This is a genomic window from Longimicrobiales bacterium (assembly GCA_029245345.1).
Lineage (GTDB): Bacteria > Gemmatimonadota > Gemmatimonadetes > Longimicrobiales > Gaopeijiaceae > CALFPJ01.
In genome coordinates, this window is sequence record JAQWPM010000020.1 from 1 (window position 1) to 24,849 (window position 24,849).

At 61.5% G+C, this 24,849-nt stretch carries 23 protein-coding genes and 1 tRNA gene; 19 read left to right on the top strand and 5 right to left on the bottom strand.

Annotated elements, in window-relative coordinates; all coding sequences use genetic code 11:
* The 3 genes from P8L30_10965 to trmD all read left to right on the top strand — a co-directional run.
* The coding region (locus P8L30_10965) for a hypothetical protein (GenBank protein MDG2240712.1) at positions 1–214 on the top strand (214 nt) is incomplete at its 5' end.
* Positions 215–234: 20 nt separating this feature from the next.
* Complete coding sequence (rimM, locus tag P8L30_10970) at positions 235–777, top strand: ribosome maturation factor RimM (GenBank protein ID MDG2240713.1); 543 nt, start codon at positions 235–237, stop codon at positions 775–777.
* Positions 778–779: 2 nt separating this feature from the next.
* Complete coding sequence (gene trmD / locus P8L30_10975; GenBank protein ID MDG2240714.1) at positions 780–1,451, top strand: tRNA (guanosine(37)-N1)-methyltransferase TrmD; 672 nt, start codon at positions 780–782, stop codon at positions 1,449–1,451.
* On the opposite strand, the gene P8L30_10980 is transcribed toward trmD, so the two are convergent.
* The gene (locus tag P8L30_10980; GenBank protein ID MDG2240715.1) at positions 1,448–2,434 is read right to left on the bottom strand and encodes a threonine/serine dehydratase; all 987 of its coding nucleotides are present in this window, start codon (positions 2,432–2,434) and stop codon (positions 1,448–1,450) included. The genes trmD and P8L30_10980 overlap by 4 nt on opposite strands.
* 2 nt (positions 2,435–2,436) lie before the next feature.
* Positions 2,437–3,504: a M20/M25/M40 family metallo-hydrolase gene (locus P8L30_10985; GenBank protein ID MDG2240716.1), complete on the bottom strand. Its 1,068-nt coding sequence runs from the start codon at positions 3,502–3,504 to the stop codon at positions 2,437–2,439.
* A gap of 149 nt (positions 3,505–3,653) precedes the next feature.
* On the opposite strand from P8L30_10985, the gene rplS reads away from it, so the two are divergent.
* From rplS to P8L30_11040, 11 genes are all read left to right on the top strand, one after another.
* Positions 3,654–4,007 (top strand): 50S ribosomal protein L19, encoded by a 354-nt coding sequence (gene rplS / locus P8L30_10990; GenBank protein ID MDG2240717.1) that lies wholly within the window; start codon positions 3,654–3,656, stop codon positions 4,005–4,007.
* A gap of 13 nt (positions 4,008–4,020) precedes the next feature.
* Positions 4,021–4,659 carry a ribonuclease HII gene (locus P8L30_10995; GenBank protein ID MDG2240718.1) on the top strand — a complete coding sequence of 213 codons (639 nt, stop codon included), beginning with the start codon at positions 4,021–4,023 and terminating at the stop codon, positions 4,657–4,659.
* A gap of 39 nt (positions 4,660–4,698) precedes the next feature.
* Positions 4,699–6,255, top strand: a complete 1,557-nt coding sequence (locus P8L30_11000) for a M20/M25/M40 family metallo-hydrolase (protein ID MDG2240719.1) — start codon at positions 4,699–4,701, stop codon at positions 6,253–6,255.
* Between the two features lie 74 nt (positions 6,256–6,329).
* Positions 6,330–6,402, top strand: a tRNA-Lys gene (locus tag P8L30_11005).
* Positions 6,403–6,967: 565 nt separating this feature from the next.
* Positions 6,968–7,147 carry a hypothetical protein gene (locus P8L30_11010; GenBank protein ID MDG2240720.1) on the top strand — a complete coding sequence of 60 codons (180 nt, stop codon included), beginning with the start codon at positions 6,968–6,970 and terminating at the stop codon, positions 7,145–7,147.
* A gap of 111 nt (positions 7,148–7,258) precedes the next feature.
* Positions 7,259–7,507 carry a hypothetical protein gene (locus P8L30_11015; GenBank protein MDG2240721.1) on the top strand — a complete coding sequence of 83 codons (249 nt, stop codon included), beginning with the start codon at positions 7,259–7,261 and terminating at the stop codon, positions 7,505–7,507.
* Positions 7,508–8,084: 577 nt separating this feature from the next.
* Positions 8,085–8,636 (top strand): GNAT family N-acetyltransferase, encoded by a 552-nt coding sequence (locus tag P8L30_11020; GenBank protein ID MDG2240722.1) that lies wholly within the window; start codon positions 8,085–8,087, stop codon positions 8,634–8,636.
* A gap of 284 nt (positions 8,637–8,920) precedes the next feature.
* On the top strand, positions 8,921–12,289 hold the full coding sequence (locus P8L30_11025) for an amidohydrolase family protein (GenBank protein ID MDG2240723.1): 3,369 nt from the start codon (positions 8,921–8,923) through the stop codon (positions 12,287–12,289).
* The gene (locus P8L30_11030) at positions 12,286–12,771 is read left to right on the top strand and encodes a hypothetical protein (protein ID MDG2240724.1); all 486 of its coding nucleotides are present in this window, start codon (positions 12,286–12,288) and stop codon (positions 12,769–12,771) included. Before P8L30_11025 ends, P8L30_11030 begins: the two co-directional genes overlap by 4 nt.
* The gene (locus tag P8L30_11035; protein MDG2240725.1) at positions 12,771–14,255 is read left to right on the top strand and encodes a Xaa-Pro peptidase family protein; all 1,485 of its coding nucleotides are present in this window, start codon (positions 12,771–12,773) and stop codon (positions 14,253–14,255) included. Before P8L30_11030 ends, P8L30_11035 begins: the two co-directional genes overlap by 1 nt.
* A gap of 31 nt (positions 14,256–14,286) precedes the next feature.
* A complete protein-coding gene (locus P8L30_11040) occupies positions 14,287–14,511 on the top strand; it encodes a hypothetical protein (protein ID MDG2240726.1) in 225 nt (74 codons plus the stop codon).
* On the opposite strand, the gene P8L30_11045 is transcribed toward P8L30_11040, so the two are convergent.
* The 3 genes from P8L30_11045 to P8L30_11055 form a co-directional block, all read right to left on the bottom strand.
* On the bottom strand, positions 14,498–16,861 hold the full coding sequence (locus tag P8L30_11045; GenBank protein ID MDG2240727.1) for a DUF5916 domain-containing protein: 2,364 nt from the start codon (positions 16,859–16,861) through the stop codon (positions 14,498–14,500). The genes P8L30_11040 and P8L30_11045 overlap by 14 nt on opposite strands.
* Positions 16,862–16,966: 105 nt before the next feature.
* Entirely contained in the window at positions 16,967–18,106 is a 1,140-nt protein-coding gene (locus tag P8L30_11050) for a membrane dipeptidase (protein ID MDG2240728.1), read from the bottom strand.
* 9 nt (positions 18,107–18,115) lie between these two features.
* Positions 18,116–19,468 (bottom strand): serine hydrolase, encoded by a 1,353-nt coding sequence (locus P8L30_11055; GenBank protein ID MDG2240729.1) that lies wholly within the window; start codon positions 19,466–19,468, stop codon positions 18,116–18,118.
* 24 nt (positions 19,469–19,492) lie between these two features.
* Between P8L30_11055 and P8L30_11060 the strand changes: the two genes are divergently transcribed.
* The 5 genes from P8L30_11060 to P8L30_11080 all read left to right on the top strand — a co-directional run bounded on the left by P8L30_11060 (position 19,493) and on the right by P8L30_11080 (position 24,848).
* The gene (locus P8L30_11060; protein MDG2240730.1) at positions 19,493–20,644 is read left to right on the top strand and encodes a dipeptidase; all 1,152 of its coding nucleotides are present in this window, start codon (positions 19,493–19,495) and stop codon (positions 20,642–20,644) included.
* A 9-nt stretch (positions 20,645–20,653) separates the two neighbouring features.
* A complete protein-coding gene (locus P8L30_11065; protein MDG2240731.1) occupies positions 20,654–21,184 on the top strand; it encodes a DinB family protein in 531 nt (176 codons plus the stop codon).
* Positions 21,181–21,798, top strand: coding sequence for a pyridoxamine 5'-phosphate oxidase family protein (locus tag P8L30_11070; protein MDG2240732.1), 618 nt, complete (start codon positions 21,181–21,183; stop codon positions 21,796–21,798). Before P8L30_11065 ends, P8L30_11070 begins: the two co-directional genes overlap by 4 nt.
* A gap of 49 nt (positions 21,799–21,847) precedes the next feature.
* Positions 21,848–22,489: a lysoplasmalogenase gene (locus P8L30_11075; GenBank protein MDG2240733.1), complete on the top strand. Its 642-nt coding sequence runs from the start codon at positions 21,848–21,850 to the stop codon at positions 22,487–22,489.
* A 112-nt stretch (positions 22,490–22,601) separates the two neighbouring features.
* Entirely contained in the window at positions 22,602–24,848 is a 2,247-nt protein-coding gene (locus P8L30_11080) for a DUF5916 domain-containing protein (GenBank protein MDG2240734.1), read from the top strand.
* The last annotated feature ends 1 nt before the right edge of the window (position 24,849 follow it).

Sequence of the window (24,849 nt, forward strand, 5' to 3'; positions counted from 1 at the left end):
TGAGGAAGCTCCTGCAGAGGAAGCTGCTGCTCCCGAGGCCGAAGCTGAGGAAGCTCCTGCAGAGGAAGCTGCTGCTCCCGAGGCCGAAGCTGAGGAAGCTCCTGCAGAGGAAGCTGCTGCTCCCGAGGCCGAAGCTGAGGAAGCTCCTGCAGAGGAAGCTGCTGAAGAGCCGGCTGCCGACGCCGAAGAAACCGAAGAGGAGAAGTCCGAGTAACCCTCGGGCGTCTTTGATTCATGGGTCGCCAAGACCCGAAGTTTCTCGTCGTGGGGCATGTAAATAGGCCGCACGGAACAAAGGGTGAGCTTTTTATTGGGCCGCTGACGGACCACCCCGAGGGCATCTTTGTCCCCGGGGTGGTTTTTCGTCTGGGTGGTAAGGACGACGAGCAGCCGGATCCCGATCTGCCGCCGCTGCGTATCGAGACGGTGCGGCCGTTTCAGAACGGACATCTCATCGTGTTCGCAGGAGTAGATGACCGGAATGAGGCCGATCGACTTCGTAATCGATACCTCTTCGTTCCCGCTGAGGACGTCGCTCCGCTCGCCGCGGGCGAAGTGTTCTTCCACGATCTAATTGGTATGAAGGTCGAGACCGTTGCGGGTCAGAAACTCGGTGAAGTCGCGGAGATCTTTGAGCTCAGCCCAGCGCACATGCTTGAGGTCCGCGGGGAGAAGAAGGAGTACATGATCCCCTTCACAAAAGAGGTCGTTGTTGAAGTGGACGCTGATGCCTCACGGCTCGTCGTCGACCCGCCCGACGGACTCTTGGATCTCTGATCGTGCGCATCAACATCGTCTCGATCTTCCCGAGTTTCTTCGAAGGCCCTCTTGGACTGTCCATTCCGAAGCGGGCCTCTGAGGCGGGCTTGGTCGAGTACAACCTCATCGACTTACGCGACTACACCCACGACAAGCACCGGACCGTGGATGCTCTCCCATACGGGGGAGGGGCGGGGATGGTGATGAAGCCCGAACCGTTCTTTGAGGCGATGGATGACGTCGCGCCTGTGGGCCCGGTCGTGCTACTGTCCGCTCGGGGCCGTCCGTTCACGCATGATGACGCGGTACGATTGAGCGTGCAGCCCGATCTAACCCTTCTGTGTGGTCACTATAAAGACGTGGACCAACGCGTGGCCGACCATCTGGCGACCGAAGAGATCTCCATCGGTGACTATGTACTGTCCGGGGGAGAGGTCGGGGCGTTGGTCATCACGGACGCGGTCGTGCGACTCTTGCCCGGAGCGATCGGAGACCACGAGGCTGCATCAACCGATTCGTTCTACGATGCAGGACAGGTCAGCGCTCCGTCCTACACTCGACCGGCGGAGTACCGAGGGCACGAAGTGCCAGAAGTACTACTCTCGGGTGATCACGCGAAGATCGATGAGTGGAAGAAGGAGCAGGCCGAACGGATCACGGTGGAACGGAGACCGGAGTTGAGCAGAGACTAGTTCCAGCTCAAGCCACGCAGTTGCTCGGTGTCCAAATTGCCCCCGCTCAAGACGGCAACGACCTTCGCTCCGGCTGGCGCCTTTACGAGCCCCTGAAGCAGAGCTCCGACCGGTGCCGCTGCCGCACCCTCGGCCACGAGCTTAGCTCGCTCCATGAGCCAGAGGAGCGCTTCGAAGATCTGTTGGTCAGGCAACGTCACTATTTCGTCGACAAATCGGGCCGCCACCGAGCGTGTGTTGTAGCCGATCCTTCTTACACGAAGTCCATCGATTACACAGTCGACTTCGTCGAGCGTCACCTGATGGCCGGCTTCAACGCTGAGCTTCATGGCGGGGGCACCAGAGGATTCTACGCCAATAATCCGCACCTCCGGGTTGATGCTCTTTGCTGCCATCGACACGCCGGAAATGAGCCCGCCCCCTCCTATGGGCACCACGATCACATCCACATCGGGGAAGTCCTCCATGATCTCGAGGCCGACCGTCCCTTGTCCCGCGATCAGCCGAGGATCGTCGAAGGGGTGTATATAGGTCAGCCCTCGCTCCTCCACGAGCTCCAACGCCTTCTCGTTGGCTTCATCCCAGATCGTGCCGTGTAGGATGACTTCTGCCCCGTAGCCCTCCGTCGCTGCGATCTTTGACGGAGTCGCGTTCTCGGCCATACACACCACGGCCTTTACGCCGTGTTGCCGAGCCGCGATCGCCACACCTTGGGAGTGGTTGCCCGCGGACGAGCAGATGACTCCGCGGGCCTTTTCTTCGACCGTCAGTTGGCCGATCAGATTCGTCGGGCCGCGTACCTTGTACGATCCACCCCTTTGGAAGATCTCCGCCTTTAGGCGCATGTCGAAGCCGGTGGCCTCGCTAAGGGAGCGGGATGTGAGCAGTGGCGTGTGGTACGTGTGCGGCGCGACTCGAGCGCGCGCTGCTTCGAAGTCGTCCCTCGTCAGTGACAGATCGAGGTCCAGCTCATAGAGGCTCAACGTCAGTTCCCCAGTCCTTCCATTCCGCCTTCTTTCCATGCCGGCTTCGGCCCATCGGCGAGGAAACGGACCGCCTCCACCGCGGCGTCTACCAGGGCCGCCATGTGCCCGAAGTCGACCATCGCTACCTCGTCGGACGGCTGATGGTAGTCGGTATGCATATTGAACGACGACAGGGTGTGCGCGGGGATACCCAGGCGCGCAAACGCGATGTTGTCGCTGCGAAAGAAGAAATTCTGGTCGAGGCGGGTGTCTGCGACGATCGGAGATCCAGCGGCACTGAGCTGGTCGCCCATCGTGGTGCGCTCGAAGCCCGTCAGCCAACCCTTCCCAAAGCCGCCCGATAATGAGTCGGGACGCCCGATCATCTCGATCTGAAGATCCGCGACGGTCTGCTCCATCGGGATCACAGGGTTGTCGATGTAGTAACGCGTCCCGAGCAGACCCATCTCTTCTGCCGTGCTGAGCAAGATGATGATGGTCCGGCGGGGTGCGGTGCCGCTCTCGATGATGTCCCGGGCGATCTCCAGCACCGCGACGGTTCCAGATCCGTCGTCGTCGGCTCCGTTGTATATCGAATCACCATCGACCGGCTGACCTATGCCGACGTGGTCGAAGTGAGCTCCTAGGATCACGGCTTCTCCCGCGACTTCGGGGTCCGCGCCGCGAATGATGCCGACGACGTTGACCTCGGTGTCCAAGATCCTGTCCGCAGAAATCGTGTCGAAGTCGATGGTCGCAGATGCAATAGTCAGACGCTCGCGACCGCGAATCTCCACTCGTGCCATGGGCACCGTCTGGAAGTACCCATCGTCGCCGGCTGGCTCCACGCCGTAACGCTCGAGCTCAGCGGCTAGGAAGCGAGCCGCCTTAGCAGCGCCTTCCGTTCCGGTGCGACGCCCTTCCATAGAATCGGCGGCCAGTGTGGAGAGGAGGCTCTCAAGCCGCTCGGCCCTCGATTGATCCGTGTCGGCGAGGCCGACCGCTGCTTCCTCGACTTCTCCTTCTCCGCCTCCACAGGCAGCCGCGAGGGCGATCATGATTAGGATGGGAATCCGTAGAATGCGCATGGTAGCTCCGGATGGGGATTGAGACGGGCCAAGATGGCTCGTTCCGGCCCGATACGACACCCGTAGGGGGGGGACTTCACCCTCTCAATAACCTGATTACATTACTGGTCTCTCTAAGAACGCCTTCGGCAATACCGTGGAGCCGAATTATGTCCGATGTGATCAAAGAAATCGAAAAAGAGCTACTCCGGGACGACCTCCCCGAGTTCGCACCTGGTGACACTATCAAGGTGCTTTATCTCGTCCGTGAGGGGGCCAAAGAGCGCGTCCAGGCGTTCGAGGGTGTGTGCATAGCTCGCAAGCACGGTGGGCTCGATGAGACCTTCACCGTTCGCAAGATCGCCAGTGGTGTAGGTGTGGAGCGTATCTTCCCGCTACAGGCCCCCACAGTATCTGGCATCGAAGTGGTTCGCCGTGGCCGAGTCCGCCGCGCGAAGCTCTACTACCTCCGGGGCCGTCGTGGTAAGTCCGCCAGGATCCCAGAGAAGCGCACCGTTCGCTGATTGTGACCCCGGCATGAAGCCGGACTCTGCAAGGTTACCGCGGCCCCAGGACTTGCTCGAATACGAGCGTCGGTTCTGGGGCCGCGGTCTTTTTATGGCGGGTGTCGATGAGGCGGGCCGAGGTCCGCTTGCTGGCCCGGTAGTCGCGGCGGCGGTGATTCTCCCGGCAGGTGTCTCCGTCGATGGCGCGGACGATTCCAAACAGCTGAGTGCCCAGACACGGGAGGAACTCTACGGGGCCATTACCAGCGCGGCGCTCGCTTTCGGCGTCGGAGCTGCATCCGTTCATGAGATCGATCGGCGCAACATCCTCCGGGCGACGACCGTCGCGATGCAGCGTGCGTTGGATGCCCTTGATGCGCAGCCCGATCACATCGTCGTGGACGGCCTGCCCGTGAAACACTTAGGTAGAGAGCACGACGCTGTCGTGGGCGGAGACGGGATCGTGCACAGCATCGGGTGCGCATCGATCCTCGCGAAGGTCGTGCGGGATCGGCTCATGCAGCGCCTGGCGCTCCGCTATCCCGGGTACGGCTGGGAGCGCAACATGGGCTATGGCACGGCGGAACACCGTGCTGCGATCGATGAGCTCGGCCTCACGCCTCATCATCGTCTTACATTTACAGGGCTGCAGTACGCATTAGAACTGTGAGATGAGACCTGTTGAATCGCTTCAATTCGGAGTAAGTCAGTGCAGAAAATTGGGATGCGTAGCGGTGTGACGACCCTGCTTCTTTCTTTCTTGCTCGCTGGCCAGGTCCAGGCGCAACTCTCTCCCGAGCGCATTCAGGCGCTGGTCGACTCGGACGCGGTGCCCGCCATCGAGATGTTCCGGGAGTACCTCGGGCTTCCGAACGATGGACACTTCCCGGAAGACATCGATCGGCTGCTCACCTGGCTCGAGCGCGCGTTCACGGACCGGGGGTTTACCGCTGAGCGGCTCGAGACCGAGGGCAATCGGCTGCTTTTCGTGGAGCGCCGGGTTGCGAATCCATCTGCCACGGTTTTGGTGTACCTCCAGTCGGACGGACAGCCCGTGGACCCCTCGGCGTGGAATCAGGAGAGTGCCTACCTGGCCGCGTTGAAGGAGGAGGGCGCTGACGGGTCGTTCGAAGAAATCTCCTGGGACGCCTTGCAGGCGGGCATCGACGAAGACTGGCGCATTTATGCTCGATCGGCCTCGGACTCTAAGGGACCCAACATTCAGTTCCTCAAGGCGCTGGACGTCATGGCTGCTGCGGGCGTCGAGCCCGACTACGACATCAAGGTCATCATCGACACGATGGAGGAGATGGGATCACCGGTGCTGCCCGCGGCGATCGAGAGATACTCTGAAAAACTCGCAGCCGACATGCTGATCATCTTCGACGGGCCACCCCACTATTCTGGGCGGCCGTCGCTCAAGTTCGGCGCCCGGGGCATCTCGAGCTTCACACTGACTACCTATGGTCCCCGTGTCCCGCAGCACAGTGGGCACTATGGGAACTTCGCGCCTAATCCGGGCATTCGACTCGCCCAGATCTTGGCTTCGATGAAGTCCAACGAGGGCCGAGTCACCATTCCCGGTTTCTATGATGGAATCGAAATCGATGCGGCGACCCGTCGGATCCTAGATGCGGTTCCTGACGATCAGCGAGAAGTCATGGCTCGCTTAGGGATTGCTGAGATCGACGCAGTCGCGGGCAGCCTCCAGGAAGCTGTCCAGTGGCCGTCGCTGAATATCAGAGGCCTTCAGTCCGGATGGGTTGGAGAACAGGTCAGAACGATCGTGCCAGCTACCGCGACGGCTGAGGTCGACGTTCGGCTCGTGCGGGAGACTGATGGGTGGAGGCTCTTGGGCCTGATTGAGGACCACATCAAGGAACTCGGCTATCACATCATCAAAGACCGTGACCCCACAGAGGAGGAGCGGCAGACTGAGGGGCGACTCGCACGCTTCGACGCCCGTGTGTCGTATGACGCCTTCCGCACCGACTTCGACTCCGAGCCCGGACTCTGGCTGAGCGCCGGTCTCGTGAACTTGTTTGGGGAAGAACCGGTGAAGATTCGCACGAGCGGCGGATCGATTCCGATTTCTCCGTTCGTGTCGACACTCGGGATTCCCGCGGTCACAGTCCCGACGGTCAACCCGGACAACAACCAACACAGCCCGAATGAGAACCTACGGGTTGGGAGCTTCCTAGAGGGGATTGCGATCGCGACTGCCGTGCTCAGTCAGCCCCTTCGTCCGTTCGTGTTGGTGCATTGAGGATGTAGCTCGGCGGCGTTCCTAGCCCAAGCGCTTCAACTTTTCTCAGGCCATCGTATCTTCATGCGCGTACCGACTCGGTAGCTCAGCTGGTAGAGCAACGGACTTTTAATCCGTAGGTCCTGGGTTCGAGCCCCAGCCGGGTCATTAGTGATAAGCCAAGCTCTGCAGCGCTTTTATAGGTTGTGGGGTTTGTTTTGTCCGTGGCATATGGGTGATGAGGACCCACAGAAGGACCCACAATGGAGTCAGGACTCAGGAAGCACTCGCTGGCCGGTCACCCCTCCCCTTATTGGCGTCCACGGGGCGGTACTGGTGCAGGACCGCACACATCGGCGCCACTGCAATACCGTTCCCCGAAAAATATTTGGTAGCTGGCACGGGTCCATTTCCCCGATAAGCGAGACCCCAGTACCGGGGGGCACCCCTTATTCCACCACCACTTACGCTGAACCACTAAATAGTGTTTTGCGCGTCCTGAGTTGCGGGCCTGAGTGGGGCGGAGCAGAATGAAGGTGGAGCACTACAGGACTTGGTGGAGGATGGCCCGATGAGATTCATAGGCGCAGTAGCCCTAGCGCCGGTCATGTGCGTGTCGGGATTCGGCTGCATGGCGACCGTGACTCCGCAGGGAGCTACCGTTCAGCCCGTCACAGACACCTAGAAGGAAAGGGCCTGTGAGTTCATTACCATCGTCGCGGTTTCAGAGTCCATGGGATCTAGTACAGGGGCAGACGCTCAAGGTGCGATGAACAAGGCTCGCAATGCAGTTGCCGAAGCTGGAGGCAATGCTATGCGCATCATCTCGGCAGACTCGAATGAATACGCCACAACCGTCACAGCCGAGGCCCTGAAGTGCGACCTGGCGAAGCTGAGCGAGCGTGGCGCCTAACTTGGTCTGTTCTTCGCTGTGGCATCCCTTCGAACGGCTGTCGACGACCGGCGTCGGCTCCACCTCAGTCTTGCCGAGCACTCGGAGGCACCGGATGGACCCGATCCTCACATGAAGGTCCTGCCCACCTCGATGAGGTTCGCCAAGTGGAGCGCCTACCTCGGCCTGGTCTGCGGCGTTCTCTACTCTTTTGGCGGTGTCGTTGTCGATCTTCTCACGGTTGGTCTGAACTGGGGCACGGTGATGGCGTTCGGCGCGCTGGTCGGCATGCCGGTTGCCTTCGGTGTGCCCGGCTTCTTCTTAGGGGCCCTAGTCGCCTTGGTCGCCCAAGGTGTCGGCGCTGTTCTCGACCGGGCCTAGCGGGAAACGATTGCGAAGCTGAAGGCGGGAGGCGTTAGAGTGCCCCATCCGTACAGGGTAGAGGTAGGGGTTAGACGTAAGGGTGGGACCTTACCTATTTGGGGGCTTGCCAACCGCACCCGCGCGCCTTGTCCCCCCCGACCTAGCTGACCGCAACTAGCCCCTGCGCGGCACCCAGCCACACCTAGCTATCCAGCTCTGTTTCGCTCGTTCCATCCACCTGGCCAACGCGCGAAGCCCTTGGACGCGCATGCAGGACAGCGAACGCGCTGTCCCAGTACCTGTGAGTCGCGCAGAACCGCCGCGTTCAAGATGACGCCATCGGCGTTGAGGACCGGTACCATCGGTAGGACCTCGATGCGTGAGGGACTGAGGGCAGCCACGCAAGCCCGTGATCAGACGAGTGAAACAGTGCTGGATAGCTGGAGCGGCGCCCAACGGCCCAGTGGCCACGAGGCAGTCGAATCCCTTGTCAGTGCCGCGTCCATGAACGAGCATAAAAAGGATCCGCCTACCTAAGTGCGACAAATGACCGAACTTTCCCCCGACCGTGGCGGCCCGACCGCCGACAGCCCCATTGGCTAACGCGCCGGCGGTGATCACCACCCCTCGGTTCGTAGGGGGGCGTCTGTCCGTTTCGGACCTGAGAGACTTTCAGGACTTCTATGCCGCCCCTGAGGTGATGGCTACGCTCTCCTCCGACGGTAAGGTTTGGCCCAGGCGGGACTCAGCCAGGCTGTTCAGGCGACATCTCTCCCATTGGAAGAAGCACGGGTTCGGTACGTGGATGTTCCGTGACGGCCTAGGTGGACCGTTCGTGGCACGCGCCGGACTGAGAGCTGTCGATGTCGGAAGTGGTTTGGAGGTCGAACTGTTCTACGGGGTTCATCCCGAGCGATGGGGGCAGGGAGTCGCCACCGAAGTTGCCAAATCCGTCATCGATGCCGCTTTCGACGGTGTAGGGCTCGCGGAACTCGTCGGCTTCACACTGCCAACGAACCACGCTTCGCAGCGCGTCATGGAGAAGTGCGGCTTCCGGCCCGCAGGTGAGATATCTCATGCGGACTTGAGACATTTGTTGTTCCGTTTGAGCAGTTCAGCACGCCCTCTAGCCGACGCTCGACCCTAGTCAGGCCGATTCGGATATCATGTCCGGACACTGCGGCCGAAACGGCCCGACGAGTCCGGTCGGGAGATGAGCTGCGGTCGGACAACCCACACGTCGCGCTCTAATGACTCGATCATCGTGCATGCGCTGCGCGAGGCATCAGCATTGAGCGAGATCGTCCGGCAGCCCTTTGGTAGGCTGAAGGTGTCTGCTGCTCGGCGCATTCCAGAAGAATGCCCTAGCGGGCCCCATCACCTCAGCGCATGATCCGCGGAGCTAGTCGACTCCACTAACTCGCGTATCCGATGATTAGACGTGCCATCCGCCTCTGCATCTTCGCCTTAGCTGCCTCGAGCTTCTTTGCCGACCTCAACGGCCACCAAGCCCTCGCTGCGCAGGAGACTGAAGAGTCCGCCAAGGACCCTGATCAGGAGCAACTCCCCCTCGCGGTCGGCCGCCGACTGCAATACACAGCCACCGAGGGCTCATGGATGTCCCTGGATGTCAGCCCCGACGGGCAGACCGTGCTGTTCGATCACCTGGGCGATCTGTTCACGGTGCCGCTCGCCGGTGGCTCCGCGAGCCGAGTAACCCGTGGGATGGGCTTCGATGCCCAACCGCGCTTCAGCCCTGACGGAGCAAGCGTTGTCTTCACTTCGGACCGGGACGGTGGCAAGAACGTTTGGATCCTGTCCCTCGACCTCGCAGATACGACCCAAGTCACAAGCGGCAAACACGACAGCTACGGCAGTCCGGAGTGGACTCCCGACGGTCAGTATATCATCGCGACCAAAGACTCGAAGCTGCATATGTGGCACCGAGACGGCGGGTCGGGTGCTCAGCTGATCAGCGAACCAGCTGCGCTACGCACGATGGGCGCCGCGTTCGGACCGGACGACCGCTATGTGTGGTTCAGTGGGCGCTTGAATCAAGGAAGCCTCTACAACAACGGTATGAATCTCTATCAGCTCGCGGTGTATGATCGGGAGACTGGAGAGACGGCGTCGCGTTCGAATCGATGGGGCGGGGCTTTCCGGCCGACGCTGTCCCCGGACGGGAAGTGGTTGGTCTACGCGTCTCGTCACATCTCGGATACCGGGCTGCGGATTCGAGACATTGCGAGTGGGGAGGAGCACTGGCTGGCCTGGCCGGTTCAGCGTGACGATCAGGAGTCCCGGGGGGGCAGGGACCTATACCCGGGCATGAGCTTCACGCCCGACTCGCGAGAAGTCGTCGCGACGTACGGCGGCAAGATCTGGCGTGTGCCGGTTGATGGCAGCGATGCCGTCGAGGTGCCTTTTGCGGTCGAGGTGGACCTACCCATCGGGCCGTCGGTCGACTTCAAGTACCCCGTCGAAGACTCCGAGACGTTTGTCGCGAAGCAGATCCGGAACGCGATTCCGTCGCCCGAGGGCGGACGTCTCGCGTTCACGGTTTTGTCTGAGCTCTTTGTCATGGACTACCCGGACGGCGATCCCGAGCGGATCGCGGATGACCTCGCGGCGGTGCAACAACACCCATCGTGGTCACCGGATGGAGAGTGGATCGTGTTCTCCGGATGGACCGATGCCGAGGGCGGACACGTGTACCGGGTCCGTGCTGACGGTCGAGGCGACGCCGAGCAACTCACGACGACCTCAGCGATGTATCTAGAGCCCAAGTGGGCCCCGGACGGGTCACGGATCGTGGTCGAGCGGGCAAGTTCACGTGATTACGAGGAGGCGATCGCACGAGGAAGTCTCGGTGAGCCGACCGATTTGGTGTGGCTCCCGGCTGAAGGTGGCGACGTGTCGCTGATTGCTCCGACCGGTGGGATGTCTTCGTTCCACTTCACGAACGACCCCGACCGCATATGGGCCTATTCCGGCGGAGAGGGGCTCGTCTCGATGCGTTGGGACGGCACAGATCGGAAGTCGCACGTGAAGGTCACGGGCCGCACTTCCTCGGGCGGGAGTCGGGGACAGAATGCGTCCTTGGTCGTCATGGCTCCGACCGGCGATCAGGCGCTCGCCCAGATCGTGAATGACATCTACGTCGTCACAGTCCCATATGTGGGTGGTGAAACCCCGACGATCTCTGTGTCGAACCCGGACAACGCGACGTTCCCGGCGCGAAAGCTCACGGACATCGGCGGGCAGTTCCCGACGTGGTCTGCGGACGGTCGCACGGTTCACTGGTCAGTAGGGAACGCCCACGTCGTCTACGACTTGGCTGCCGCGCAGGCCCACGCAGACAGTGTCGAAGCGGCCGAGCGTGCTGAGAGTGACGACGAAGAGGCGGAGGCGGACGACGAAGGCGACGACGAATCCCATGGCGAGGATGAGGACGACGACGCATACGTTCCGGATGAACGCCGGATCGAAGTCGAATTCGACCGGGATGTCCCCGACGGTGTCGTGGCATTGGTCGGGGGCAGAGTCGTCACCATGCGCGGCGATGAAGTCATCGAGAATGGTGTTGTCATCATCCGCGACAATCGCATCGAAGCGGTCGGCGCACGTGGATCTGTGCAGATCCCCAACGGTGCGGACGAGATCGACGTGACCGGAAAGACCGTTCTTCCAGGGTATGTCGACACTCATGCCCACCTCAGGGCCGCGTACGACTTCCACCGCACACAGCCGTGGGCATACGCTGCCAACCTCGCGTTCGGGGTCACGACTACGCGCGACCCTCAGACCGCGACCACCGACGTATTGACCTATGAGGACCAGGTTCGGGCAGGGCGCATGTTGGGGCCACGCATCTACTCGACCGGCCCGGGTGTGTTTTCGAGCGAGAACGTGGAGAGCCTCAATCACGCGCGAGACGTGATGACCCGGTATTCATCGTACTACGACACCAAGACCATCAAGATGTACGGTGCGGGGAACCGCCAGCAGCGTCAGTGGATCATCGAGGCTGCGCGTGAGCTGGAACTCATGCCCACCACGGAGGGCTCGCTTGATCTCGAGCTCAATCTCACGATGGCCCAAGACGGATACTCCGGGACCGAGCACAACCTGCCGGGCATGCCGCTGTTCGAAGACGTCGTCCGCCTTCTCGCGGAGTCCCAGATGGCGACCACCCCAACCATGCTCGTGACGTACGGAGGGCCGTGGGCGGAGAACTACTTCTACTCGACGGAGGATGTGTTCGAGGACGAGAAGCTCCGCCGCTTCACGCCGTTCGAGGATCTCCAACTACGGACGCTCCGCCGCCCTGGTCCGACAGGCGCCGGAAACAACGGCTGGTTCCACGAGTCGCAGTACCCGTTCCCACTGATTGCCGACTTCGTGGATCGAGTCGTAGAGGCGGGTGGCCGCGGAGGCATTGGCAGTCACGGCCAGCTCCAGGGTCTTGGGTACCACTGGGAGCTTTGGGCGATGGGGATGGGCCCCGACGTGACGCCTCATGAAGCGCTGCGAATCGCGACGATCGTAGGCGCCGATGCACTGGGTCTCGATGGGGACTTGGGCTCGATCGAGGTGGGCAAGCTCGCCGACCTGGTGATTCTGAACGCCAATCCTCTGGAGAATCTCCGCAATTCCCGTGAGATCCACCGGGTCATGATGAACGGCCGCCTCTACGACGGTGACACGTTGGACGAGGTGTGGCCCCGACAGCGGACGGCGGGCCCATTCTATTGGCAGAAAGACGTTATAACTCCCGACACACGGGCAGGCACCCGATGAGCCGCCGAACACCGAAGAGGCACATGTGGGTCCGATCCACTGTGCTGGGGAGCTTGGCCGCCTTCGCGCTTTGTGCGCCCTTCCTGGCCCAGGCTCAATCCACCGGTGACGTCCGAGGCGCCTGGACTGCAGACCGTTACCTCCTCGCAGACGGTACGGACCACGAAGTCCGTGGACAGATCTTCTTCGCCGAACATGACTGGCAGGTCCTCTTCTTCGTGATGGATGAGAACGGGGCTGCGAAGCGTGGATCCGGGGAAGGGGGCACCTACGAACGGACTGAGGACGGCGTCGTCTTCAGCCACCTATTCAACCTCTCTGTGGGCGAGGCGATGCGGGGCCTGGAGGAGGCACCTCTACGTATGGTGGCGCGAGGCCCTGAGGGAGCCCCCCTCGAACCAACGCGAGTAGACGTCGACGGGGATGTGCTGACGTTGTATTTCCCGAGTGGGAATCGAATGACGTTCAGGAAGAGCTCCTGATGAACCGTTCGGCTATGGATGGCTGGGGCGTCCTCGTCGCGGCTGCACTGGTTGCGGTAGCACCATCGGTCGCCTCGGCTCAGTCCGATATAGCGTTTCCTCCCGAGGTCTACGCCGGACGCCGCGCGCGGTTGGTTGCCCAGCTCGACGCGCCCATCGTCGTGGCCTCTGAGTACATGATCCGGCACGGTGGCGAGAAGAAGCAGGAGCCGAACTTCTTCTACCTCACGGGTGTGGAGTCCCCCTACGCGGTTCTGATGATCTCGCCGGACGGATCCGGTGGTGTCAGGGAGCAGCTCTTCCTGCCGGGACATCGTGAATTCGCTGGCGCACAGTACTCCTTTCAGGACGATCGGCTTCTGGGGTCTGCTTGGAACCAGCTCATTCGGCGCCTGGAACCGGGACAGGCTGCGGAAGCCGCGACGGGCATTGGTGAGACCTACGCCCTGGACGACTTCACTGAGGCCCTGCGTGTGTTGGTTCGGGGCTCAAACGACGTCTACTTCGCGAAGGAGACCGCCAGCCTCTATGCGCCGCCCGGATTAGCAGCGCCGCAGACCGTCAAGCAGCAGCTGGAGGCCTCGATCTCCGATGCTCTCGGCGGCCGCACGTTGTCCGATGCGACGCCCGCCATCGAACGAATGCGGGTCGTCAAGGACGCCTACGAGATCGATGCGCTGCGGCGCGCAGCGGAGATCAGTGCCGACGGCTTGATCGAGGCCATGCGGCGGATCGAGCCGGGGATGAACGACCTCGAAGTCGCGGGCATTATGGAATGGACGTGGAAGGCGAGTGGCTCACCGCGCCCGGCATTCCCCCCGATCGTCGCGTCGGGGACAGACGCCGTGTCTCTCTTCACGATCCGTTCGGAGAACTACAACTCGGTGAACCGAGTGATGCAGGATGGTGACTTCGTGTTCATCGACTATGGAGCGGCAGAGTGGGCGATGTACGGCTCGGATGTATGCCGGACCTTTCCGGTCTCTGGGCGATTCACGCCTGAGCAAAAGCGCATCTATGAGATCGTGCTCGAGGCTCAAGAGGCGGCCATCGCACAGGTTCGACCAGGGAACACCATTCTCGACGTGATCCGAGCCGCGGCGCAGGTCTATCAAGACCACGACCTAGAGGACAACGAAGACATCGACGCGATGGGGGCGGAGAACGTGTGGGGCTTAATGCCTTCACCAACACACTATCTCACCCAAGGCAAAGGCCTCACCCAGTACACGGCAGTGGCCGGCCTCGGTGTACGTGACATCGGACACCATGTGGGCCTCGAAGCCACGGACGGACGGGACTACACGACACCGTTGGAGCCCGGGATGGTCTTTACGGTTGAGCCAAAGCTCTACGCGCCCGAGATGGACATCGCGATCATGATCGAGGACGTCATTCTCGTGACGGAAGACGGCTTCGAGAATCTCTCAGCCAAGGCGCCTCGTACGGTGGACGACATCGAACGCATCATGAGCGGCCGGTGACGCGCAGTGAGGACTCTTCTGGAGTGAGGGTATGGGTATCGAAGTACTAATTCCGATTTTCGGCGTGATGGTCGTGCTGGTCCCGATCGTTGGAATCACGACGGTCCTTACCATCCGGCTCGGAGGCAAACCGCTTATCGAGACACTGGCGAAGGAGCTGCGAGCCTCTGGCTTTGGGGGGTCTGCAGAGAACGACCATCGCATCACAAGCTTGATCGAGCAGGTAGAGGTCCTGTCCACACTCACTTCATCCTGAACAGATAGCTCAGCTTCACGAAGAAGCCGTCGTTGCGGCGTTCCAGGCCACTGAAGCGGAACGACCTCTCCTCCTTAAGCGAGCTTCCGTACCCAGCGAAGACCACGGTGCCTGGACTCGGTTCGTAGGAAAACAGCGCGTCGAACCCGAAGTTGTTTCGAGTCTGAGCCAGAACCCTCTCGTAACCGCCGTTTCCGTCGGCCCTCACGAGGGGATCATTGGTCCGGCCGTCATCTCGGAGGGCGTCGACCTTCACGGCGTCGTACTCCCCAACGAACCGGAGGAAGATGTCCCGAGTGAGTTGGTACTCCACCTTGATGCGGGGTAGAGACCTTATTCGAACTGAGGTCCGGTCCGTCTTACGCAGGTACTGCTGACGCGTATGACTCCACTCGGCTCGAAGCTGTTCGGTGGGTCGAAAGACGAGGTTGCTGGACCACAGCAGAACATAGGAATTCGACCATTCGTCGAAGTTCTCGTCTTGACCGAAGGCAAAGAAGCCGTTCGCGCTGAAGCGCGGGGAATTCGGTGTTCGGAAGCTCAGGACCAGGTCGTAGTTGTCCAGCTTCGGTTCACCGACGAACGGAATGAACTCCGTGCCCGTCGGGGTCTGATGCTCAATAAACAGACCTTGATACAGGTCGGGCGGATAGTAGAAGCGCTCGATAAGCGCTGAGATCCCGATGTTCCATCCACCGCGAAGCGTGAAGTCGTGTCCGAACGTCGACTTTAGCCAGTTGTCCGGTGTCCCCCCGTCCATGAACGTCTGATGGAGCCAGTTGGACTCTAGGACCAGGCTCGCTTGGTACTGCTCCACGAACGACCCGGCGTTCCCGTAACGGGTGAGGCTCGGCCCACCCCTGAGTGCGACGGTCCCCACACGACTGAGGAAGCCACTCCTTGCGATCAGATCATCGGACATGCCCTTGAAAGAGACGTTGAAGCCGAACTCACGGCCCTGACGCCGGAGATTTGCGTCCCACAGGTGCCCGTTTTGTGTGACTCCCGAGTTCCTGTCGAAGCTGAATGCGCCCTGCAACTGCAGGTCGTAGATGCCGCCGAACACGAGGCGCGTGTCGGCGCTCGCGAGTCGGTTGTAGTTCGCGCCGTCGACACGGTCCGTATAAGCGACGCCGAGTGTCGACTCTTCTCCGAGGTCCCGTTTGACCCGGAGGATGTTGAAGATCGGAGAGCTCCCGTCTCCCGCGAGGTCCGAATCCTTCGCGGATAGGAAGGCCACCTCGGTGCCCGATACCTTTCCGGTGATCTTTGCCGCCACGTCCGGACTGGCGATCCGTCGTGTGTAGATCAGCCGATTAGGCGTCTGGAAGTTCTCGCTGCCTTCTAGGAAAAAGGGCCTCTTCTCAGGGAAGAAGACGGCATTCCTCGGATCGAACTGGGTCTGGCTAGCATCGGCTTCGACTTGCGAGAAATCTGGATTCACCGAGGCGTTGAGCGTTAGGTTTCTGGTGATGCCCCACCGTACGTTGCCGCCCACTTCCGGAGTGGAGGCATCGTAGTCCCACCGGGATGTACCGGGACTGCCGTCGACGGATGACGTCACGACCGGATTGAGGTCCAACACCAAGCCCCGGTCGAAGTCTTGGAGGTCTTGGAGTGTGCCTCCCTGGGCCAGGAACGAGGCTCTCCCAAGCTGAGCCGGTGTCCAGGTTTGTTCATGGCCCGAGTGCTGAACGCGGCGGATCACGTTGATGCCCCAACTCTGGATATCCGCAGGCTGGAAGGAGACGCTCTTGAAGGGGATCCGCATCTCGATCTGATATCCAAAGGGGGTGAGCTGTCCCTGCGTCTCGTAGATGAAGTCCGGGCTCAGGTCGACCGGGTCCCGCGTGCCACGTCCCCCGAAGCCACGTGACTGTGCTCCCCGTTCGACACGCGACCCATCGGACTGGACCCCGAGCGGATTGACGCCGAAGACCGTCGCGGTCCGCCCGTCGTTGAACGTGTCCAGGAGGATCTGGATGTGGTCGTCATTCGCAATCCGGTCGCGATCGGCCAGAGTGGAACGCACCGTTCCGTGGGGCTCATACGCCTTGATCGCAAAGTGGATGGCCGTCGACGAGTACCAGACCAATACCTCCGTGTTGTCCTCGGCTGCCACGCCGTCTACAGGGCGGTACTGTGAGAAGTCCGTCAGAACTGCGGCTTCGGCCCACGCCGCCTCGTCGAGCACACCGTCGATGACCACGTCTTGGTCCATACGGGGAACCATGACGTCCAGCTCTCCTCGACGGCCGCTGTATTCGGTTGTCGACTCCGGGACGCCTGCCTGAGGGGCGGGCCCGGCGGAGGAGGCGAGCTGGAGCAGGGCAATCAGAGGGACAAGCATGAATGACGTTTTCCGGGCTCGGTCAGGGCGAGAATTGAAGGACCAATATCGCAGCGGTCCGGGGATGTGTCAGGTTAGTGGACGTCCTCGCCCCAATGGCGGTGCCTAGCTCCACACCTCGCCGAACAACCGAACGAAGTTGGTCCCCAGCACCTTCTCGATCACCCGGTCGGCATGCCCGCGCGCCGCCATCATGTCCGCGATCGTCTCCATTCGTCGCGGCGTATTAAGATCCGGGACATAGGGGACCGTGTCCTCACGAGGCGCCGCGATCCCAGCTGCGGAGCGTTGGGCCGAAACGGCATCGAACCGGCTAGGGAAGTCACCGCTGACATCGAGCGGAACGATGCCCTGGTCGCTCCCGATGCCCACGTGGTCCTCGCCGCACACATCTAGAGCGTGGTCGATGTGGTCCATGAAGTCTGAGGCCGTGGGCGGGCCGGCGGGGTTCAGGAACGGCATGAGGTAGACGCCGAACACTCCGCCGCCGTCCGCCGTCTCACGCATCGTCGCGTCGTCCTTGCTGCGTGGGTGATCGAACACCGCTTTACACCCGGAGTGTGTGATGGAAACCGGTCCCGTCGCCGCACGGATGCCGTCGATGGTTGTCTGCGGGCCGCAGTGTGAAAAGTCGAGCAAGATGCCCAACGCCTCCATGCGCGCCACCGCTTCCCGTCCCAGGTCGGTCAGACCGCTGTCGTTGGGCGCGAGACAGCCGGTACCGATCTTGTTCTGCACGTTGTATGTCGGCTGGACGATGCGGAGGCCCATCTCGTAGAACCGGTCAAGCCGGTCCAGGTCGTCTTCGAACGGAACACCGTCTTGGAAGCCGAAGACGAGGCCGAGTCGGCCCGACCCTTTCGCGGCTCGGATGTCTCCCACGGTGGTAGCGACCGAGAGCACGTCGGAACTCCGTTCGGCCTCTGCCATCCATGCTTCCATTTTGGCGGCAGTCGCCTCGAGGGCGGATTGGTTCTCGGTAGGGCGCGCGTTCACCGTGATGTTCACTGCGGTGATCCCTGATCCACGTACTGCGTTCAGAGCGGCGTTACTGAGCGGAAGCCCTTCCTGCGGGATGTTGAACTGGATCGGACCCGCGAGGGCGTCGACCACGATGGCGTCCCCGTATCCGGGCCAGAGGGGTGAATGGCGCACCCCACCGAATCGGTCCCAATCGATGGTGGTCGCCAACCCTGGTGTGAGCGCTGCTGTCCCGGCCAGCCGAACGAAGTCGCGACGTTCCATTGGACTCCCTCAGTTCCCTCCGTCTGCCGCTGCGTCTGCGCGGAACAGAGGGAAGAGTTCGTTCAGCAGTCGAGTTGTGATCGCGACGCGTAGTCCGTTCGAGTCCGGTCCAGTCTCGTCCAGTCCGACCGTGTTCAAAGCGGAGATGGCCCCGATCTTCGCGATCGGATCGAAGTACATGTACGAGAGGAAGCCACGCTGGCTGCCGGTGTGACCGACCACTTGATGCCCGTCCTGCTCATAGAGAAAGAACGACAGCCCCATCGAAGACGTCCCGTAGGGAGAGTCACCAATCGGCACGACGTCGTTCCACATCTCTTGGAGGGAATTGCGGGAGAGAACGGCGTCGTAGTCGCTGCCTTCAAGGCGTGAGCCCATAAGGAATGCGAGGTATCGCCCCATGTCGCCCAGAGGGGCGTTCAGCCCACCGTTCGCCACCGTGATTCCCGTGTTGAAGTCCAAGCCGCCCGCGGTCACCTGGTCTTCCGCCACGAAGTAGTGGTTCGATCGAAAGCGCAGCAGGCCCCATGGTGTCGCGTCGAAATACGTTCGGCGCATGCCTAAGGGGCGGAAGATGTTTTTGTCGATGTACGCCTCGTAGACGTCGCCGCTCACATACTCGATGACCTTGCCCAGGAAGATGATCCCCGGGTTCGAGTAGCTGAACTTCGACCCCGGCTCGAATTCGATCTCTGTGTAGGGGATCATCGAAACGAGCTGACTCCACTCGGTCGGCTCATGCGGCTGCCAGTCCTCACCCCCCGCGAACGGCCAGGTGCCGGCACGGAAGCCGGCGGAGTGGCTCATGAGATGACGGATCGTGATGTTGTCCATTGAGCCGTACTCGTTGTGCACCTCGCGCAGCTCGGGCACGTATTTCGTGATCGGGTCATCCAGGCTGATCAAGCCCCGATCACGGAGCTGCATGATGCCGATGGCGGTGAACGTCTTCGTGATCGAAGCCCAGTGGTAGATCGTCGATCGGTCTACTGGGTGGCCTTCCGACAGATTCGCTGAGCCTTCGGTCTCGAATTTGGTGAGTTCTCCGTCCACGATCAGGGCTAGAGAGGCCCCGACGATGCCTTCCTCTTCGACGGTCGATTCCCACTGCATCACGATGTCGGTCCACACAGAATCAGCGCCGGCTGGTGCCTGCCCGAGGGCGGGCGTAACCGCGACGAGAGCTAGGCCGAGAGGTATCGCGGTGAACGACGCGGATGAAGCGAGACGACGAGCGAGCATGTGGACCTCAGTTGTGTGGATTGCCTCCGCAATGTGCCCATCAAGCCCACGCTCGCGAAAGCCGGGAACCGCCGCCTTGCCGCCGATGAGTCGGTGAAGCGATTCTTCAGGTCTGTTCACTCGCCAACCGAGCTCGGGAAGATCATGAGACGCGTTTCTTATCTGTTGATGGCTGCTCTCGCTGTTTTCGCCGGTACTGTCGGAGCCCAGCAGGATCCGCACATGGCCAAAGCCATGCGGGTACTGTCTTCGACGCCCCTCATCGACGGCCATAACGATCTCCCTTGGGCGATCCGCCAGAGTGAGGTCGCACCCCACGATGTGGAGGCTCTTGAGCATGACCTTCGAGGAAGCACGCCGTTCCATACCGACATCGACCGCCTTCGTGCTGGGAAGGTCGGCGCGCAGTTCTGGTCTGTGTATATCCCGTTCGAGGCGGAGGCTGAAGGCGCCGCCAAGGTTCAGCTCGAGCAGATCGACATCGCCCTTCAAATCGTCGACAAGTATCCCGACGTCTTCGAACTCGCTCTGGATGCTTCCGATGTGAATCGGATCTTCGGTTCCGGCAAGATCGCTTCCATGCTCGGCATGGAGGGCGGACACGCCATCGAGAACTCACTCGGGACGCTACGCGCGTTCTACGCGATGGGCGTCCGCTATATGACGCTTACGCACAACGGCACCTTGGACTGGGCCGATGCGGGTAGCGATGAAGCGCGGCACGGCGGACTCAGCGACTTCGGGGAAGAGGTCGTCCGTGAGATGAACCGAATGGGGATGCTGGTCGATCTCGCGCACACATCACCCGCCACGATGAACGACGCGCTCGACGTCGCGGAGGCACCTGTCATCTGGTCGCATGCGGATGCACGGGGTGTGCACGACCACTCGCGGAACGTGCCAGATCAGGTCCTGCGCCGCCTGCCGGAGAACGGCGGCGTGGTCATGGTCACCTTCGTCCCGTCCTTTCTCACGGATCAGCCGGAAGCCACGATTGCTGACGTCGCCGACCACATCGACCACGTCGCGGCGGTCGCGGGAATGGACCACGTCGGGATCGGGTCCGACTTCGATGGTATCACCAGCACACCGGTCGGCCTGGAAGACGTATCCACCTACCCGATGCTTTTCGCAGAGCTGTCACGGCGCGGATGGACTGAAGATGACCTCAGAAAGCTCGCCGGAGAAAACGTCCTGCGTGCTTGGCAGGAAGCCGAAACAACGGCCCGCCGCCTGCAGTTGGAGCGTCCCCCGTCCATGGCGACCATCGGTGCAAACGGCGGCATCAGCCACTAAGGAGAGACGATGACCAAGCTTCCTCGCCCTGAGTACAGCGAGTACAACGAGTACTACCGGCAGTATGTGGCACTCGTCCCCGACGGCGACATCGCGGTCACACTTCGCGATCAACTAGAGGAGACGATCACCGTTCTCGAAGGCATCACGCCCGAACGCGAGACGTTCCGTTACGCGGAGGGAAAGTGGAATATCCGCGAGGTGATCACCCACCTCATGGATACCGAGCGTGTGTTCGCGTTCCGGGCTCTGACCATGGCCAGGGAGGACGGTGTCACTCTTCCGGGGATGGACCAGAACGAGTGGACGGTGCGTTCGAACGGTGGAGATCGACCCCTCGCGGACTTGATCGAGGAGTGGGTCGCGGTGCGGCGTGCCAACGTGCATCTGTTCGCCTCCTTCGACGGGGAGACGGGTGCGCGGACCGGGATCGCGAGCGATAGCGAAATCACCGTGCGTGCGCTTCCATGGCTGATCGCCGGGCACGAACTGTGGCATCGTGGGCTCATTTCAGAGCACTACGTGGAGAAGTCGATGTGAGTGAGGAAAAGGTCGGGGCGGACAACGCCGGAAGGGACGACTCACGAAGCGCTTTGCGGCGGCGGGACCGAGGCAAGGATGAACCGTGGGTCAGGGACTTCATGATCCAGGCGCCCGCCGGATTCATGGCGACAGTGGGGGAGGACGGGCAGCCGTTCCTCAACTCGAACCTGTACTTCTACGATCAAGAACGGCACTGCATCTACCTCCACACACACCGCTCAGGGAAGACGCGCGACAATGTGGAACAGGTGCAGAAGGTCGCGTTCAGTGTCGCCGCCATGGGTCGGTTTCTGCCGGCTCCGGAGGCGCTCGAATTCTCGGTGGAATACGCCGGCGTCGTGGCGTTCGGCATAGGGACTATCGTCGAGGACGCGGGCGAATGTCGATTCGCTCTTCAGGCGATTCTCGACAAATACGCTCCTCACCTGACCCCGGGTGAGGACTACCGTCCGACGACGGATGACGAGCTCAAACGCACGGCCGTATTCCGGATCGACATCGAGACGTGGAGCGGAAAACAAAAAGAGGTCGAAGAGGACTTCCCGGGTGCATACGCACTGCCGGAGCTGGTCGTACCGTTCCCAGTCAGATTGGAGCAGCCTCCCGAGTGACTTCGGAGAGAGCTAACAAGCAGCGGCTGGAGCGTGGCAGGCTGAGATCATGACCCCTCGCCTCTGGGCCGTTTCAGCGACAGTTGTCGTTCTGGGTGTTCTCTCCGCCCAGGCCTCCACGGGAGGAGCCCGTCGAACAGCCGCGACCCTGAAGATGTCGGCGGCCACGGGTTATGTGCTTCTCGCCCTGTGGGTCGGGGCGGCCGAGTCGTCCTTCGGGCGTGTAATGCTGGCCGGCTTCGCCCTGTGCTGGATTGGTGACCTCCTCCTCCTCGTGCCCGGACGTGGACAAGCTTTTCTATGCGGTCTGGCCGCCTTCCTCTTAGGACACCTCGCCTACGCGACGGCATTCGCTTCGCTCGGTTTCCAAGTGCAATGGGCCGTGGCGGCGTTCGTTCTTGCCGTCCCCACGGCTCTGTGGATCCACACCTGGCTCATCAGCAGCCAACTCACGCCACGGATGATCTGGCCGGTTCGCGCCTACATCGTCGCCATCTCGCTCATGTTGGTGATGGCCGCGAGCGCGTTTGGAGCAGGGGCACCCTTGCTGGTGCCCGTTGGAGCCGCTGCCTTTATGGCATCAGACGTCTTCGTCGCTCGCGAGAGGTTCGTGCAGCCAGATCCACTGAACACGGGTGTGGGCCTTCCACTCTACTTTCTTGCTCAGGTGCTGTTTGCGCTCGGGCTCTAGGGCCCGAGGCAGCAACCTCCGTGAGACGGGTGTCTCTTGAGCAAAAGGGATTTCCTCGACTTGTACAGACAGGACCATCCTTGGCCGCCTCCTAATCTTCCAGCCCACGTCCATGCTACGTAGCACCGTCCTTCTTCTGGCCTTATTCGGGATCGCATCTCCGCTGTCCGCACAGGTAATCGGTGGAGCCGAGAGGACTCCGGTCGATCCGCTGTCGCTCCCACGCCCCGTGATGACGGCCTTGAAGATCGAAGGTGGAATTAACATCGACGGCCGGCTGGACGATGCCGCTTGGGCTCGCGCGACCCCGACGTCCGAGACGTGGATCCAGATCACCCCAGAGCCTGGAATGCCTGCGTCCGAGTCGACGGTGGTCAGGATCCTCTACGATGACGACAAGCTCTATATCGGGGCTGTCATGCACGACTCGAACGTCGGCGCCTTGAGCGTACCGGGGCTCGAGCAGGACTTCGATACGCCGAACTCGGACATCTTTGGCTTCGCGCTGGACACCTATCACGACAGGCAGAACGGCTTCGTATTCGCGGTGAACCCGGCCGGCGCGATGTTCGACGCTCAGGCGTTCGACGACCAGCGGTCCATCACTCGGGCCTGGGAAGGCATTACGGAGGTTCGCACCACGATCAACGACTCGAGCTGGATCGCAGAAATCGCGATCCCGTTTGCCACGCTCCGGTTCAACCCGACCCAAGGGCCGCAGACGTGGGGGCTCAACTTCTCTCGGAGGCTTCGCCGGAAGAACGAAGATTCCATGTGGGCAGCGGTGCCGCTTCAGTTCCGCGTCTACAAGTTCTCGATGGCGGGCACATTGGAAGGACTGAGAGACTTGCCTGCGGGTCGAAATCTCTGGGTTAAGCCCTATGTGCTGGGCGATTGGATCACCGGGCCCGCAGTGGTTGAGGAAGGGAGCGAAGGAGCGGTCGGACTCGATCTGAAGTGGGGGGTCACCCCGAAGCTCACACTCGACCTCACCGCGAATACCGACTTCAGTCAGGTCGAAGTCGATGCGGAGCAGGTGAACCTCACGCGCTTTTCTCTGTTCTTTCCCGAAAAGCGTGACTTCTTTTTGGAGAACGAGGGCACTTTTGCCTTCGAGGACGTGAGCGTCAGGAACTTCCGCACGGGCAGCTCGAATCGAAAATTCCGGCTCTTTCATTCGCGCAGGATCGGACTTTCGCCGAGTCGCGAGCCGCTCCCGATTCTCGCAGGGGCGCGGATGACGGGGAGGATCGGAGAGCAATGGGAGGTCGGCCTGATCAACATGCAGACCCGGTCGGTTCTCGGTCCTGAAGACGGGGCCTCCTTCGACGCCGAGAATTTCTCGGTCGCGCGGGTGAAGCGTCACTTGTCGGGTGGCTCCAACATCGGCGCAATGTTCGTAAACCGGCAGTCCACAGGACTTTCGGGGCGGCCCGCGGAATTCAACCGCGCCTATGGCATCGATGGCAACTTCAATGTTCTCCCCACGCTCGTGGTGTCGGCCTATGCGGCTCGGACAGACGAGTCGGCGCCTTCCGGGGACGACAAGAACGTCGCGATGGTGCAGGCCGCGTGGCGCAGCGCCGTATTCAACTCCTCGTTCTTGTTCAAGCATGTCGGAGACGGATTCAACCCAGGCACGGGCTTCATCGATCGGACGGCGATCCGTCGCTACTACGGGACGGTTGGGTTCCATCCGAAGGTCCGTAAGAGCGGGATCTTGGAGATCAACCCGTACTTCGACGTCGACGCGTATACGACTCTGGACGGATCGCTGGAGACGCGCACGCTCACGCCGGGTGTGCAGGTCAGCCTTATGAACGGTGGGTCGCTCACAATGGACTACGCCGATCACTACGAGCAGCTCTTTGCGACGACGAGCATTGCGGGTGCGAGTCTCGCGGCGGGCGAATACCGGTGGCGGGCTCCGAGCATGAATCTGATGACTGCCGGGAACAAGGCTCTGTCCGGACGAGTCTCCTTCTCGAAAGGTGACTTCTACGACGGCGAACGCACCTCGGTCTCATTCCAAGGCCTATATCGCCCTAATGAGCACTTCTCGCTGCGGCTCTCCGCCCAGCACAACGACCTCAAGCTCGGTGGCACCGACTTCACCGCGGATCTGTTCAGCGGCCAGCTCCGGTACGCGAAGGACACCCGCACTTTCCTCATGGGCTTCGTTCAGTACAACGAAGCGACGGAGGAGATGGTCACGAACGTGCGCTTCAATCTGATCCACGCGCCCCTGTCCGATCTCTTTCTGGTGTTCACGGAGAGAAGGTCACTGGCCGGAGGGGTGACGACACCGGTCCTCGAGCGCGGGATCACGCTCAAGTTCACGAAGCTGTTCGCGTTCTAGG

What these genes read in the sequence shown, in the direction of transcription:
- rimM (MDG2240713.1), top strand. Translation starts at nt 235, where the DNA reads ATGGGTCGCCAAGACCCGAAGTTTCTCGTCGTGGGGCATGTAAATAGG.
- P8L30_10985 (MDG2240716.1), bottom strand. Translation starts at nt 3,504, where the DNA reads ATGCGCATTCTACGGATTCCCATCCTAATCATGATCGCCCTCGCGGCT.
- rplS (MDG2240717.1), top strand. Translation starts at nt 3,654, where the DNA reads ATGTCCGATGTGATCAAAGAAATCGAAAAAGAGCTACTCCGGGACGAC.
- P8L30_10995 (MDG2240718.1), top strand. Translation starts at nt 4,021, where the DNA reads ATGAAGCCGGACTCTGCAAGGTTACCGCGGCCCCAGGACTTGCTCGAA.
- P8L30_11010 (MDG2240720.1), top strand. Translation starts at nt 6,968, where the DNA reads ATGGGATCTAGTACAGGGGCAGACGCTCAAGGTGCGATGAACAAGGCT.
- P8L30_11015 (MDG2240721.1), top strand. Translation starts at nt 7,259, where the DNA reads ATGAAGGTCCTGCCCACCTCGATGAGGTTCGCCAAGTGGAGCGCCTAC.
- P8L30_11025 (MDG2240723.1), top strand. Translation starts at nt 8,921, where the DNA reads ATGATTAGACGTGCCATCCGCCTCTGCATCTTCGCCTTAGCTGCCTCG.
- P8L30_11030 (MDG2240724.1), top strand. Translation starts at nt 12,286, where the DNA reads ATGAGCCGCCGAACACCGAAGAGGCACATGTGGGTCCGATCCACTGTG.
- P8L30_11035 (MDG2240725.1), top strand. Translation starts at nt 12,771, where the DNA reads ATGAACCGTTCGGCTATGGATGGCTGGGGCGTCCTCGTCGCGGCTGCA.
- P8L30_11040 (MDG2240726.1), top strand. Translation starts at nt 14,287, where the DNA reads ATGGGTATCGAAGTACTAATTCCGATTTTCGGCGTGATGGTCGTGCTG.
- P8L30_11045 (MDG2240727.1), bottom strand. Translation starts at nt 16,861, where the DNA reads ATGCTTGTCCCTCTGATTGCCCTGCTCCAGCTCGCCTCCTCCGCCGGG.
- P8L30_11050 (MDG2240728.1), bottom strand. Translation starts at nt 18,106, where the DNA reads ATGGAACGTCGCGACTTCGTTCGGCTGGCCGGGACAGCAGCGCTCACA.
- P8L30_11060 (MDG2240730.1), top strand. Translation starts at nt 19,493, where the DNA reads ATGAGACGCGTTTCTTATCTGTTGATGGCTGCTCTCGCTGTTTTCGCC.
- P8L30_11065 (MDG2240731.1), top strand. Translation starts at nt 20,654, where the DNA reads ATGACCAAGCTTCCTCGCCCTGAGTACAGCGAGTACAACGAGTACTAC.
- P8L30_11075 (MDG2240733.1), top strand. Translation starts at nt 21,848, where the DNA reads ATGACCCCTCGCCTCTGGGCCGTTTCAGCGACAGTTGTCGTTCTGGGT.
- P8L30_11080 (MDG2240734.1), top strand. Translation starts at nt 22,602, where the DNA reads ATGCTACGTAGCACCGTCCTTCTTCTGGCCTTATTCGGGATCGCATCT.